Below are 12,935 nucleotides of genomic sequence, written 5' to 3' on the forward strand. Positions count from 1 at the left end.
CCTCCTACAGCCTATCCAGGTTTTCCTGTAAATCGCCCTGCATCAAGTGCTGGGCAATGGCTTGGTTCAGTGCCTTATGGGGGTGATAGGCTGCCTGCTCTACATCGTGCAGGCACTCCTCCATCAATGCCTCCGGAGAAATGCCTTCCCGTTTGCCATAAAGATGGCCGAAGGCATAGCACACGGACTTGAGAAAGTCGAAAATATAGTCGTGATTTCCACGCATACTGGGCAGGTCGTTGAACGAGCCCATACCTCCGTATGCCCGAAGATGGTGGGCAACCTCCCGCCGCTGGTTCCAGTCCTGAATGTCCCGCTCCAACCAGTCGATCCAGTTTTGGAACTCTGGATGGTCTGCCAGAAGGATGGAGCGCAGACAGGTCAGAGCCTCGGTATAAATATCAGACTGTTTCATTGGCCATCGCTCCCCCAAATACCTCCATAGAGCACACCATCTTTTCCAAGGAACAACATCCGGCTGCGAAGCAGGCTGCACTGCTCCACAGCGACCTTGTTTCCGTCACAGGTGGGAATAGCCTCCTGTTTTTTCCCAAGGTGATCACCATGAGCGGTAAGGAAGTAGAATTTATCCCGTTGCTGGTATCCGCCTTGAAACAGGAAGGTATTGCCGGACGGGGCAACAGAAAAAGCTCCGCTTCCTTCGATTGGCAGTTCAAATACAAAGTCCTCTTTGAAGTTCGTCCGCACCAGCCGGAATTCATCGTAATAATAAAACCACAGGTTTTCTTCTTCGTCCAGGCTGATGGCGTAGCAGTCATAGATGGAATAGTTCTCATTCTTCCAGAGAGGAGTTCCCTCCGATGTCCATGCAATCAGGCCGCAAGCACCCAAAGGTTCATCCCAACCGTAATTACCAAATACACCTTCGTCAAAGTAGCTGGTAATGATGGTGCCATCTTTTTTTACCACACAGTCTTGAATGCCATCCCCCAGGCAGAAACGGGACAGCACAGCTCCGTCCCGGCTGACGATCCAGGCGTTCTGGTCGGGGCCGTTTTCCCGATAGGCGCATCTTGCCCCCAGCAGGAGGAAGTGATCACCTGCGGGCCGCAAATAATGAAACTGGAACTTCAAGAGGCCAAGAGGAAACAGCGTCGTTTCCAGCACCCGCTGTTCCGCCCAATCCAGCTGGATTTCCACTGCGGTATAGGTGGAAGGAGTGCTGAGCCAGTCCTTACCCTGTGTTTCGGACGGCTGTTCCATGAGAAGATAGACTTTTCCATCCCTTGCCGTGAAAAAGTCTGTCACTTCTGTGCCCTCCAGATGTTTTTCCCGGCGCAGCTGGTCCAGGTCAATGATGGAGAACAACGGCAGATTTTTGGCTTTTATAGGTTTGTTCATAGTGTCTCCTCCTGCCTACTTTAACGCTCCATCATAGGTGTGGCTTTCCCAGGCGGCCTCAAATTCCGCCTGCTCTATGACGCAGGCGTGGAACTCCTCACCCCAGACATGGGCGTTCAATTCCTCCACGGTGGGGATCGGCGTGATCTCGATGGCGCCGTCGTAAAGGTCAGGGATATTGCGGGTGCGGCCATCTGCAAAGATGTCAATGGAGCGGAGGGCCAGCCGCTCATTTTCTGTATCCACTTCATAGAGGATCACCGACGATTCTCCCTCCGGTGCGTCCTCCCAAAAAAGCTTGATGTACTCCATCATTCCATTTCCCTCATTTGAACCAATGCCACCCCGTCATGGTGCCGGTTACCTCATCTATCTGTATTGCAATATCATAATTGCCGCGACAGCCCAGCAAGGCCGCGAGATGATCGTTTTCCATAATCAAATCATAAAACTCAACCGCTATGTCTTGGAATTCCTTCGGAATTTCCAGTGCAGAGAAGAAATCCACTGATTGAGCATTTTGGAAAAATTCAATGGCCGTTTTACTGCATTTTACTATAATCCCTGTTTGAGTGGTCAAATCTTTCATGCTTTCGCAACCTCGCTCATGTTCAGATACATCCCCATCGTTTTTTCATTGTCACAGGCCGCCCGGATCATTTTGGACAGCAGCATCAAATCGTCGATGTATTGGGAGTACACGCAGAACACATCCTCGTCAGAGTCGAAGTGAAACAGATCCACGCCGCTGTTATTTTCCTCGAACTCCTGGATCACGCCCCGGACCAGCCGCTCCCAGTCTCCGCTGCTTCCAGTCAGTCCCAGCCGACGGAATACTTCCGTCCGGAATCCATTGTTGATTTTCAGCAGAAGGGAGAGCGCATAGGGGGGGGTGGGGAATGAGAAAGAATGGCGCAATCTGCTCCGGCTTCACCCAGATTTTGAAGGGCGGACGCGGGTCAGGTATCCAGGGCAAGATTTCCCATTCGTCCTCCGGCCGGTTTCCGTATTGGCAAAGGTCTTTCATAGTGTTCTCCTTTGTTCTGTCACATTTTTAATCCTGCTCTCGATAACTGGCTTCAATGTCAATGAACCGCACATACACGGCGCAGATTTTGCCCTTGGCGTCATACCCGAAGTAGACAGGATAGTAACCATCCCCCCAGCCGGAGGCAAAGATGGGCAGGTTGCAGTCCGTGCCCGGCACTGTCCAGTTGAGCCAGTCGCCGCAGTCCCCCTGATATTTGGGGTAGGCTTTGGCGTTTTCTTCCAGAAGATCGCAGAACAGGTCGTTGTAGGGGTCGATGTCCGGGTCTTCTTCTAAACGCTTGGCCCAGTATGCCTTGAAGGCCGCCTGGGTCTGGATGTCCGCGACACAGCCCATCCCGGCGTCTACGCCAAAGCCAAAATACTCGTCCTCTCCCAGTTCCTCGTCCAGATCCTCGTTGCCCACCATGCCCAGCTCATAGCGGACAAGCTTTTCCTGAGAAACCTCCACCTTGACGCAGGCATAGCGGTCGCCGTATTGTTCGCTGGGCACCACGCAGATTTTTACGGGATAAGTTCCGGCGGGGATCGTTTGAAGGAACGGCAGAGTGTCCTCCAGTTCCACCAGCGGATCACAGGCGAAAATCTGCCCGGTGGGGAAATGGACGGTGCCGATGTCCAGCACATCCACCGCCATGTTCCCAATCACTTTCTCTGTGAAATGGGCCTCCAAGTCATCTTTACAGGTCAATTTATCCTTGATTGCTTCGTATTTGTTCAGCCATTCAGTTGTAGGCATATCAGTTTCCTCCTGTTGATTCTGTTTCTTGATGTACACACTCTTTGAGCCGTCCCAATAGCAGTTCACACACCGGCCATCCTGAAAATGATGGTCACAATTCGGGTAGCCATAGAGAACATGGGCACATTCTGGCACAGCCCCATCATCTGTGAGGAGCCTTTGAAAAACAGGCTTCCGCACTCATCACAAAGGGCCAGTTCTTTTTCTGCCATAGGGTTCACCAGTCCCGTTCCCGGATGGCCTCCTCGGTGTCAATGGGGATGCCAAACCACTCCAGAATGTAGGCCACGGTTGCCGCAATACATTCCCGCGCCACCGTTTCGATCTCGCTGTCGTTCTCGTCAAACTCCTCCTGGAGATCATTGATGCCGCAGACCGCCTCGTCCAGCGTTTCCTGCACCACTTCGGTGTCGGTTTCGCCACTCTCCAGCAGGGCGATGACCTTCTGAAGCTCGTCCTTTACCTTGTCCACCAGAAAAGCAGGATAGTAATCGTCCTGATACATCTCGTCCAGCAGCTTGTAATTGGGGTCAAATGCTTTCATAGGGATTGCTCCTTTCCTCGTGTATGTCAGTCACGCTCAGCTCTCATGTGTGATACAGAAAATCTCCTTGTTCAAATCAAAGTAGATTACCATCAGTTCGTCGGTAATCTCCGGGTTAAAGGACAGATCCAGAATGAAAACTTGCTGGTTCATCTCGCTATCCACCAGACTGCCGAACCGCTTGAGCTTCAAAAAGTCAACCATCTCAGCAAAGGACAGTTTGGCTGGGTCGGTTCCCGGAAAAAGTTCCGCCACAATATCCGGGCCTACATCGTCCCGATGGAACTCCATGAAAAATGTCACAACGCTATGGTAGCGGCTGTCCTCGTCTGCCAGCGCCGCTTTGATGGCGGCTTTGGCCTTCTCCGCCAATTTCTCCGCCTCATCCAGCATTTCTCCCACCGCATCCATGACAGCAGGATCGCCGGTCAGTTCTTCCTCTACATCGAAGATAAAGGGTAGTCCCGATTCCTCGGGAAAGTTGAAGATTTCCTCACCGGGTGTATATGTAAAATCAATGCGTTTACAATTCAGTTTCATAGATATACCTCTTATTTCAATTTCAGCACAAATCCCCAGATACTCACCACAATCAGGAGAACACCCAACAGAAAGAACACCACCCGCCGGTATCCTCTGCTGTGGCGGTGGGCATCCCGCGTACCAGTGGGGTCGCAGAGCCAGTTCCAGTTGCGGGTCGCTCCAATTAAAATCACGGCCCCGATGAGCACCGAGGCAATATACCAATGCTCTTGCAAAAATACTGTGATCTGTTCGCTGTTCATTTACATATAACCCCCTTTTCATCATCGGGAGTTTCCCGCCGAATAAATTCCTCCCGTTCTTTCAAATCTATTTCCAAGGCTTTTTCCTCCTCAAGATATTCCTCGCAGTCCCGAACCAGCTTTTGGGCGGCTGGGTCATCCGGGGCCAGGGCCAGCCAGCATTTTGCGTATTCATAGGCGGTGGCTGCGGAGCGGTACGCCATCAGGCAGGAATAGCCCATCCGGGAGTTCCAGTAAGGGTCGTTTTCTCCCTGGGTGCGAACGGACTCCAGCAGTCGGATGGCGTACTGGATGAGATTTCCGTCCACTTCACTGTCGGTTCCGTGCTCTCCATGATCTCCCAGGACCGCCAGATTGCTGTAAGCCCGACTCAGCTTGACGGTCAGCAGATAGCCCCGCTTCTGTTCCGGGATGGCTTCAATGGCCCGGATACACCGGGAATACTCGTCCTTCTTATTCCATTGCTCAAGCTGCTCCAGCAGCTTTGCTTCTTCTGCCTGATTCATCATTTCACCGCCTTTTCTGTGTCATGCTTTGCCTTTTTTGAAGTGTCCACTGCCTCGCCAGGTGTTGACCACACAGGTGAAGATCTGGCCGCAGTGCTTGCACCTAATCATGTGAGCCATAATTTCGTCTGCCCAGCCATCCTCTGTCTTTACCTTCTCCAGTGGGCAGGTGGATTCCTCTTGCATCAGTTCAAATTCCCCCTCCGACACCAACTGCTGAATGTAAGCAATACAGGCCAGATAGTCCTTTGGGGCGTCAAATTTTCTCCATGTTTGAATGTTTCGGCAGTGCTCGCACATAGTGGACGCCTCCTTACGCAAATACCTGCTGGTATTTCTCTTTTCATACTGTGCGACTTTTTCAGGTCTGCTGGTGCTGCATGGATACGATCTGGCAGTCCGAGCAGAACTCCACATAGAGCGTGCCCTCCGCACAGTCAAACACCGTATCCCACTGGATTTGGGCCAGATACTTCATGGGCTTGCCGCAGTGAGGACAGGTAGTATATTCCGCGTCCTGCACCCAATTGGCAAAGCCGCCGATGGTATTCACATCCTGGCAGGCCGCACCGTAAAACAGGGGCACAGGCGCTTCGCCCAGCACAAAGGGATTTTCCGTGAGGGCCTTGTACTCCTCGGGACTGACATAGCAATCCGTCTTCTCCGTGCCGTCAAAGAGTTCGGAGGGAAAGACCTCCACGCCGCCATCCAGAGCGAACCGGTTGAGGGCGGGGCCTTTGAGGAATCCCACGCAGCTGGGGCAGCAGGTGGCAGTCAGGATACCATCCAGCCCCAGGAACCGGAGCCGCTCATCCCGGCCATCCAGCACCAAAATATCCACCATCCGCCCGCCGCAGTGGGGACAGGTGTCCTCCCGTGCTCGGCCAATGCGGACGGGAGATTTCTCGCCAGTGGTTCCCTTGACCATAGGATAGCAGGTATCGAAGCCCAGTCGGATTCTCTGGCCCTCCTTGTCGAAGGTCCAGCCTCCGATCTGCGCATAGCTGGATGGATCTACATAGAGACCCTTACGCCAGGGCCGGGGATTTCGCTCCAGCTCCAGCAGAGTCTCCATTGCCTTGTCATCTCCTTGCATAGCAAGGCAACTCATCAGGTTGGAGGCCGCGCTGGAATATTCTGCGGACAACAGCGCATGGATCAGACCATCCCGCACATCGGCGGGAGCATGATAATAGATCTCACAGGGCCAGAACACCTCTGCGGCCAGTGCCACTCGCTGAATCTCCGGGGTGATGGCATCATGGTAGCCAAGCAGCTGCCAAAAGTCGGCGAACTCTGGGTCCTCCATATCAGCCAGCCTCTGGATGTTCTGTATCAAGTTTCTTTGTTTTTCGACAATTTGTTCCGGCATCCAGGCCAGAGCAGCTTGCCGTTCTTGCTCGCACTTACATTTCCAACACAATCCCTCATAACCCAATGGGGTTCCACAGCTGGGGCAGGTATATTTCAGACTCATGTTCTCATACTCTTTTCAGACAATAAAAAAGCCCCACGCCGCACTGTCATAAAGACAGGCTGACGCAGGACATGAAGAAGCCGCATTGAAGGAGCCACATCCACCAGCAGATGTAGTTTCTTCAACAACCAAAATATTTTTTTCGTATCTTAAAGCAGCAAATTGCTGTTCAATATATTTGTTCATAGCGGCACCATTTGTTCTGAGCATAGTTTTATATTTTATTATATCACAGCACTCCTTCAATGAAAATATTTTGTTGGAAATGCCAATGAAAAATTTTTGTGAATTTGTTAAGTCGTAGGGGTTGTTATTTCCATAGTATCTGGATGGATCAGAGTGATTGCTTTTCCGTTTCGTAAGGCATAGTTGACTGTCTGTGCTGTGCCTGAGCGCAGCTTTTTCTGATTATCAAACACACCGATGATGTACTCTGCATGATCGACCATATAATAATTTCTTTTTTTATAACTGGAAACATCCGCAGGATGTGAAATAACAATCGAATCGTTTGCGTTTTGGATCAGCTTTTTCAATCTATGTCTACTCTGATCCGGCCATTTAGAGTCATAGCCGATGAAGGGAATTACAACGATAATTTTAATATCCTCGTATCCTGTTTGTGCTCTCAATGTTAGAAGCTGTTCTCCACCCCACATATCCACACCAAGAGCACCGCCGACAAAAAAAGTACGGACAAATTTCTCGTCATGGAGTATGCGAAACTGCTCCAGGAGACATTCTTTCAGCTTTTGGCATAGAGGATCTTCCTCATTATATCCAAAGCAAAATCTTGTTGGTCTGTGGCCGGTAATGGCACAGGCATACTGATTCATACAAATCACCCTTGATAACTGCCTTGATTACGCATATAAAGCAAAAATAACGCAAATAATAATGCGTATAAAGGTTATATTACAAAATTATAACACAACACATACGAAGTATCAAGAATGGCTTTCTGCTATGCTAAAAGAGCAGAGAGGTGAGCGTATGGACGAAGAATTTATCCGCAATCGAATCACAGAATTACGATTGAAAAAAGGCGTTTCAGAATATCAGATGAGCATGGAGTTAGGGCAGAACAGAAGCTATATTCAGGCAATTTCTTCCGGGCGTTCTATGCCGTCTATGAAGCAGTTTCTCAACATTTGTGAGTATTTTGAAATTACGCCGCTTCAATTTTTTGATGCACAGGAGAATAACCCTCAGCTTATCAAGAAGGCTTTGGACGGAATGAGAAAGATGTCAGATGACGATCTGATTATGCTGATTGGTTTTATAAGTCGCTTAAACACAGAAAACTAACGATAGGAGGCAGTAAGCGTCCCGTCGTTAGTTTTTTCATTTTATGCGCAGCATATTGTGGCAAGCAATGCTTGTGGCTATCCATTTCGCCACAAACTGCTTGTTGAGGTCAGTGCCCCCAAGCCCCTTTGAACACAGAATTTCATTCTGTGGCTGCGCGTTCTGCGAACGCTTTTGACCAGGACCAGCTTATCGCTGGCCGTGGTCTTTTTCTTTTTCAACATCCTGTTCTACCTCCATTTTCAGCACCCGATCCACATTGGCCTTTGCCGTTAAAAGCTCCCGCATTTCCTCACGGGAACGCCGGTACTCGGCATAGGTCTTTTTCTTTTCTTCCAGCAATTTCGCATACTCCGTCTGCAACTCTTTGACCTTGGGTAACTTCTTGACTCCCATTTCATCAAAGGCATTCTTAGCAGCCTGGTGGAGCAGAATTTCTTCCTCATGTTCTTCCCGGAATTTCTTAGAATATCCTGCCTTGCGGTATGCCACATAGACCTCACGGGTCTTGGCATAATTTACGATGTGCGTACGCAAAACAGCAATCTCTGCCATGCGCTTTTCTGCCGCTTTGATCTGTGCCGAAAGTTCATTGTGATGTGCCGTGGCAGCCGCAGCCTTTTCTTCCAAAACCGCATACTCCAGCAGATTGTTCTCTGACAGGTAATTCATGGTCTGTGCCATTTGCTTCAGATTGAAAACCTTAGCCCATCGAGCATAGCCAGCACCTTTTCCTGCCTGCAATTTTGCTTGAATGTCCACCAGCAGATTGACCTTCGGCAGCTCTGCCTGTGCGACCACTTTCTTTCGTGGGGTATGCGTTTTCTTCCCAGAGAGAACTGCCTGCAAATCTTCCAATCCATATCCTTCGCCCAGGCTGTCCATTCGGGCGGCTTTCTCCCAACCAGGGAGCTTCAGGCGATATGATTTTCCGCGCTTTGATACCTCACAGCAGGACTCTTGCAGCAGCCTCAGCAGCTCCTCAAAGTCAGCAGGACTTTGTGATAATGCATTATCAATCGCCACACGAAGCAGCTCTCGGTGAGAGGGCTTTGCCTGATCGCCCAGCCATTTGTTATAGCTCTTTCCGTGAGGTTTCGGGTTCTCTACAATAGACAGTCCGTTTTCAATGCAGATGGTGTCGCTCAACTGACGGACCGCCTTGGTGCTGCCCCAAAAGTTTCGGAATTTCCGGTCATATTCTAAGCTGACCGATGACCAGATAATGTGATTGTGAATGTGCGATTTGTCTATATGAGTGCAGACCACAAAGGCATGATTGCCCTTGGTAAAACGCTTGGCAAAATCCACACCCAGCCGGTTCGCTTCTTCCGGAGTGATCTCACCGGGGCGGAACGACTGGCGCACATGATAGGCAATCACATCATCCGCACCTCGCACTCGTCCGGTAGCGGCAATGTACTGCCGCTTTGCCAGAAGAAACTCTGCATCCGCAGTCCGGCTGTCACACGCATAGCCGGTAATGAGTCTGCCGTTATCTGTTTTCTTTGGGTTGGCCACATAGTCGATGATGTCACTGATCGCCCGACTTTCTGTGCGGCCCTTGCCGACATGAAGCGGCATGATTCTCGTGGTTGCCATAGGTCAGACCTCCTTCCCGAAAAGAAAACGGCCTGCCATAGCAGACCGCTTTCACTATTCTATAAAACTTTCTTCATCGAAAAAATTGAACTCATCATCTTCTAAGTGTCTTGGTGGAAATCTCATTTCATATTGCTCTTGCGCCAATGCACGGACATCAGGCCGCCTATCCTTTAGTCGATTTTTCAGCCAGGGCAACTGTTCTTTCGATAGCCTCCATGGAAGATTCAAAAGACGATTCAGTGTCATCAGTTCAGCCTGCTTTTCTGCTGGTAGCGAAGCACAGGATTTACAAATGTGGGATGCATGACCTTTGCCTGAAAATTTTTCGTTGGCTTTGTATTCACCACAAACTTTACAATAGTGTCCATGCTTTTTCATAAGCTGATGCCCTTCTCGCAAAGAACATATAACCTGCGAATTGCTTTCATAATCACATTCCATTCCAAATCAGAAGCATAAGAAAACTTTTTGCGGTATGCCTCCCAAAGTTTTTGCATAACCGAATCATTTTCCACTTCGTCAAAAACTTCTTCAGCCCGGTTAAGATACTTCTCCGATCCCCGTTTATGAGCAGTTGCCAGAAGCGCATCATGTAAAATTTTCGGGTTCAGCGTGGTTCCATGCAGCTGTTCTAAAATGTAAATATCGTAGAAATCTCTCATGCGGGTATTGGTTGTGGTTCTGGTAATAATGGTTTCCAGTTTTTCTGCCAGCACAGTTTCTAAATTATAAGCCCAAATATCAATGGAGCGATCTTCCAGCATAAGTTTGAATGAATACCGAACCTCTCTTGGAGTGATTGCATCTCCCGTAGAAATATCAATTTTCAAAGGGGTCACTACACCATCGAATGTTGTACTCATGCTGACACGAATCCCCGGATACTCTGCTTCATCCATAATCTCCGAAATACTTTTCAGCTGAAATTTAACACCATCATCAATCGGAACAGTTACGATTGATGAAATTAGATTCTCAATATCCTCCACATTAACATTAGCTCCTTTTATGGTTGCATCCAAATCCATCGTAGAGCGGGCATCCAATCCAACCATAGCCGCTACCAACATACCACCCTTCAAGATAAACTTATCACGATACTCAGAAAGAGAAATACGCTCCAAAAAACGCTCCATCATGTAGTTCCTCATTAAAATCTGAGCATCTGCGGATTTTTCTCTGGAAAGGTTTCGTATTAAATCTTTAAGCTGCCTTGCTGTTTTTATCATAAAAGTACCTCCAAATACTGTCGTAAAATTTTTTCCACCTTGAACATCCCAGCATATTGCATTAAAGCTCGCAGGTTCTTATCTTTTCTACGGGCATACGCTTTCAGTGCTCCCTGAAAGGTCTGAATTTCAATTCTGCTACGGCTTCTGAGCAAATCACAGATCGTTCGCTCCATATCATAAACCGGAACAGTATGCCCGAACGGAGTTTTCGCTGTTGTAAGTCCTACATCATGTAAGTCTGCTTTAATCGTAAAAACTTGAATGCCTTCTGCTTTCATTTTGCTTGGATTGCATCCAGTTTTGACCGTAACTGTATATTCTATTGGTTCACGGTCTGTCAGATCGTGAAAAAATAAAGCTGTTTCATGTGAAAATACTGCTTGTTCAAATCGCAAATGAAGCAGATACATGGCATCCACCCAGGAATCTTTGGACAGATAAATCCCATGTGCGACTCTATCCAAATCTCGTGAACGCACATAATCATAAAATACCGGCTTTGAAATTCCAGAAGATACGACCTGCGATGTTCGCAGCATTCCTTCTTGTTCTGTTAGCATCTGATCCAGCTGTTCAAATTGTCCCATCATATCACTTCCTTTCGCACTAATATTATACGCAATATTAGTTCAAAAGTAAAGTCGTGGATATATAGTTTCTCTTTCCAAATTTAACAGACGGTGTTTGGCATTTTGTGGCTTTTCGTATTTTTTATCCATAAACCCAATCCTGAATGGCAAATTTCAAACTCTGCACCTTACCCATCAGCCAGATTGCAGCCAGCGGCAGCCCCATAGGGCTAATCAAAAATGCCACAACCAGCAAAATCACACCATTCTGCGGGGAATAGGTAATAAGCACAGCCACGCCAAGCAGAGCAATTACAGTGCTGAGCAGACCAAGCACCAGACCGGATATGTAGATCAGCCCCGTGCAGAGCCAGACAAAAAGCGTCAGCACCAAAATGACCGGTGCAGTTATAATCATCAAAAGTCCTTTCAAAATCTTCATGTCATTTCCTCCTTGCAGCGTTCTTGGTATCTTTTCTAATCATATTATCCGGCATGGGCAGGCAAAAGACAAGGATACCGGCAAAAAGAAAAAGCGGAGGGAGGTGCGGCGAAGAAACGCCGTTCCTCCCTCCGCAGATGGAGTATCTATCCCTGTTATAAAAGTTTGGAAAGCTGGGTAAGGATTTCCTCTACGCCCTCCCATAACTGTTCCTGCCGCTGGGATATATCCTCCAAGTCAGCATCATAAACCCGCCCAGTCTCATGCACTTTACGGGTCAGCTGGTTTAAGTTGTTGCTGCTTCGGCGCATCAGGGAAACAAGCTCCTTCAGCTCCGGTAGCTCCAGCTTGACTACATACCCATCCAGCGCCATTTTTCTTAGATAGGCTTCACGGTTGGAGGTTCCAAACTGAGACATTTTTTGCTCAATCACAGCAAGCTCCTCCGCTGAAACTCTAAAGTTTAATTGCATATCCCGCTTACGCTTTGCCATAGTTATCGCTCCGGCTCCCGTTTCTTCGGGGCGGCAGGCTTATGGGCAGGCAGCTCCTGTTTGAGCTTATCCCGTACTGAGGGGCGGGACGGTTGCAGTTTTTCTCCCTGAGTACGGCTACGCTGCTGTTCTTCTCGCACCAGATCAATAAAGCCATCCAGCACAGCAGGGTGGCTGTTCAGGACATAACCACAACGGACGGTTTCGGGGTTCTCGTTGGGAATGGTCTTAGCCCATTCCTTATTGCGTCGGGAGTAACGCCCATCCCAGTCCTGAAGCTGGACCGTGTTAGACAGAACCATGGACACACGCTCCATGCCATAGGTCTCGATCACACCCTTTGCCGCATCGTGGCTGAGATACATTCCGTCGAAGTGCTCCCGCACCGCCGCTTCAATAGACTCCTTGCATTGGCGATTTACATTGTTGGAAGCTCGGTACTGCTCCAGCTCCCCATGTTCTCTCGCATAGGCAGCTGAATGGGGATAGATCGGTGTTGTTCGCAGTTCCTCTTTAGCTCTGCACACATCGTCGGCACGGCTTTCAATGCTGTCCCGGATCACACCCATATAGCCGGTCTCCAGCTTTTCAAAATAGCGGTACACATCCGTCAATGGAGAGGGAGATTCCAAAAGCGCCTGAGCCTGGGTGTCGGTCAACTCCAGTTCCTCCATTGCCATCACGATGTCCTCGCGGATGGTGTACTCATAGGCATGGTTTAAGACTTCTTCCGGGGGCTGGCTTTTCAGCCAGTCCCGGAACTTGTCCTGTTCGGCAGCCATCTTTTCATAAAGAGCTGTATTCAGATCGTTAGTATTCATG

At 49.0% G+C, this 12,935-nt stretch carries 23 protein-coding genes; 1 reads left to right on the forward strand and 22 read right to left on the reverse strand.

Annotation, left to right across the window (positions count from 1 at the left end; genetic code table 11):
• Positions 1-4 precede the first annotated feature (4 nt).
• The 15 genes from V2546_RS11495 to V2546_RS11560 all read right to left on the reverse strand — a co-directional run bounded on the left by V2546_RS11495 (position 5) and on the right by V2546_RS11560 (position 7,299).
• Positions 5-415: a DUF6966 domain-containing protein gene (locus V2546_RS11495; protein WP_002588992.1), complete on the reverse strand. Its 411-nt coding sequence runs from the start codon at positions 413-415 to the stop codon at positions 5-7.
• Positions 412-1,362 (reverse strand): hypothetical protein, encoded by a 951-nt coding sequence (locus tag V2546_RS11500; protein ID WP_006773008.1) that lies wholly within the window; start codon positions 1,360-1,362, stop codon positions 412-414. Before V2546_RS11500 ends, V2546_RS11495 begins: the two co-directional genes overlap by 4 nt.
• A 15-nt stretch (positions 1,363-1,377) precedes the next feature.
• Positions 1,378-1,677 carry a DUF6881 domain-containing protein gene (locus tag V2546_RS11505; protein WP_329752375.1) on the reverse strand — a complete coding sequence of 100 codons (300 nt, stop codon included), beginning with the start codon at positions 1,675-1,677 and terminating at the stop codon, positions 1,378-1,380.
• Positions 1,678-1,687: 10 nt separating this feature from the next.
• Positions 1,688-1,951, reverse strand: a complete 264-nt coding sequence (locus tag V2546_RS11510) for a hypothetical protein (protein WP_006773010.1) — start codon at positions 1,949-1,951, stop codon at positions 1,688-1,690.
• Positions 1,948-2,280, reverse strand: coding sequence for an Imm51 family immunity protein (locus V2546_RS11515; RefSeq protein WP_486463585.1), 333 nt, complete (start codon positions 2,278-2,280; stop codon positions 1,948-1,950). Before V2546_RS11515 ends, V2546_RS11510 begins: the two co-directional genes overlap by 4 nt.
• A 136-nt stretch (positions 2,281-2,416) precedes the next feature.
• Complete coding sequence (locus V2546_RS11520; protein ID WP_015563523.1) at positions 2,417-3,148, reverse strand: DUF4241 domain-containing protein; 732 nt, start codon at positions 3,146-3,148, stop codon at positions 2,417-2,419.
• A 65-nt stretch (positions 3,149-3,213) separates the two neighbouring features.
• Positions 3,214-3,363: a hypothetical protein gene (locus tag V2546_RS15745; protein WP_006059601.1), complete on the reverse strand. Its 150-nt coding sequence runs from the start codon at positions 3,361-3,363 to the stop codon at positions 3,214-3,216.
• 5 nt (positions 3,364-3,368) lie between these two features.
• Positions 3,369-3,695, reverse strand: a complete 327-nt coding sequence (locus tag V2546_RS11525; RefSeq protein WP_002588986.1) for a DUF5713 family protein — start codon at positions 3,693-3,695, stop codon at positions 3,369-3,371.
• 36 nt (positions 3,696-3,731) lie between these two features.
• Entirely contained in the window at positions 3,732-4,235 is a 504-nt protein-coding gene (locus V2546_RS11530) for a DUF2004 domain-containing protein (RefSeq protein WP_002588985.1), read from the reverse strand.
• A gap of 11 nt (positions 4,236-4,246) precedes the next feature.
• Complete coding sequence (locus V2546_RS11535) at positions 4,247-4,480, reverse strand: immunity 17 family protein (protein WP_015563522.1); 234 nt, start codon at positions 4,478-4,480, stop codon at positions 4,247-4,249.
• Positions 4,477-4,989 carry a hypothetical protein gene (locus V2546_RS11540; protein ID WP_329752376.1) on the reverse strand — a complete coding sequence of 171 codons (513 nt, stop codon included), beginning with the start codon at positions 4,987-4,989 and terminating at the stop codon, positions 4,477-4,479. Before V2546_RS11540 ends, V2546_RS11535 begins: the two co-directional genes overlap by 4 nt.
• Positions 4,990-5,007: 18 nt before the next feature.
• On the reverse strand, positions 5,008-5,286 hold the full coding sequence (locus tag V2546_RS11545; RefSeq protein WP_118553543.1) for a hypothetical protein: 279 nt from the start codon (positions 5,284-5,286) through the stop codon (positions 5,008-5,010).
• Positions 5,287-5,347: 61 nt separating this feature from the next.
• Positions 5,348-6,463, reverse strand: a complete 1,116-nt coding sequence (locus tag V2546_RS11550; RefSeq protein ID WP_329752377.1) for a hypothetical protein — start codon at positions 6,461-6,463, stop codon at positions 5,348-5,350.
• 15 nt (positions 6,464-6,478) lie between these two features.
• Entirely contained in the window at positions 6,479-6,649 is a 171-nt protein-coding gene (locus V2546_RS11555; RefSeq protein WP_187358205.1) for a hypothetical protein, read from the reverse strand.
• A 107-nt stretch (positions 6,650-6,756) separates the two neighbouring features.
• Positions 6,757-7,299 (reverse strand): SLOG family protein, encoded by a 543-nt coding sequence (locus tag V2546_RS11560; RefSeq protein ID WP_158388287.1) that lies wholly within the window; start codon positions 7,297-7,299, stop codon positions 6,757-6,759.
• 130 nt (positions 7,300-7,429) lie between these two features.
• Here V2546_RS11560 and V2546_RS11565 point away from each other — a divergent pair, with 130 nt between their 5' ends.
• Positions 7,430-7,771 carry a helix-turn-helix domain-containing protein gene (locus V2546_RS11565; RefSeq protein ID WP_008723376.1) on the forward strand — a complete coding sequence of 114 codons (342 nt, stop codon included), beginning with the start codon at positions 7,430-7,432 and terminating at the stop codon, positions 7,769-7,771.
• A 189-nt stretch (positions 7,772-7,960) separates the two neighbouring features.
• Here the strand turns inward: V2546_RS11565 and V2546_RS11570 are convergent, their stop codons facing one another.
• The 7 genes from V2546_RS11570 to V2546_RS11600 form a co-directional block, all read right to left on the reverse strand.
• Positions 7,961-9,373, reverse strand: a complete 1,413-nt coding sequence (locus tag V2546_RS11570; RefSeq protein ID WP_329752379.1) for a relaxase/mobilization nuclease domain-containing protein — start codon at positions 9,371-9,373, stop codon at positions 7,961-7,963.
• A 54-nt stretch (positions 9,374-9,427) separates the two neighbouring features.
• Positions 9,428-9,754: a hypothetical protein gene (locus tag V2546_RS11575; protein WP_100932253.1), complete on the reverse strand. Its 327-nt coding sequence runs from the start codon at positions 9,752-9,754 to the stop codon at positions 9,428-9,430.
• A complete protein-coding gene (locus V2546_RS11580; protein WP_100932254.1) occupies positions 9,751-10,605 on the reverse strand; it encodes a nucleotidyl transferase AbiEii/AbiGii toxin family protein in 855 nt (284 codons plus the stop codon). Before V2546_RS11580 ends, V2546_RS11575 begins: the two co-directional genes overlap by 4 nt.
• Positions 10,602-11,195 (reverse strand): type IV toxin-antitoxin system AbiEi family antitoxin domain-containing protein, encoded by a 594-nt coding sequence (locus V2546_RS11585; RefSeq protein WP_425474077.1) that lies wholly within the window; start codon positions 11,193-11,195, stop codon positions 10,602-10,604. Before V2546_RS11585 ends, V2546_RS11580 begins: the two co-directional genes overlap by 4 nt.
• A gap of 124 nt (positions 11,196-11,319) precedes the next feature.
• Positions 11,320-11,619, reverse strand: coding sequence for a CD1845 family protein (locus V2546_RS11590; protein WP_100932255.1), 300 nt, complete (start codon positions 11,617-11,619; stop codon positions 11,320-11,322).
• 155 nt (positions 11,620-11,774) lie between these two features.
• Entirely contained in the window at positions 11,775-12,119 is a 345-nt protein-coding gene (locus V2546_RS11595; RefSeq protein ID WP_425516119.1) for a plasmid mobilization protein, read from the reverse strand.
• Positions 12,116-12,934, reverse strand: coding sequence for a DUF3849 domain-containing protein (locus tag V2546_RS11600; protein WP_329752380.1), 819 nt, complete (start codon positions 12,932-12,934; stop codon positions 12,116-12,118). The genes V2546_RS11595 and V2546_RS11600 overlap by 4 nt, the downstream gene beginning before the upstream one ends.
• Between the last annotated feature and the right edge of the window lies 1 nt (position 12,935).

It is taken from the genome of Clostridium sp. CM74B_53, assembly GCF_036318045.1.
Taxonomy (GTDB): domain Bacteria; phylum Bacillota; class Clostridia; order Lachnospirales; family Lachnospiraceae; genus Pilosibacter.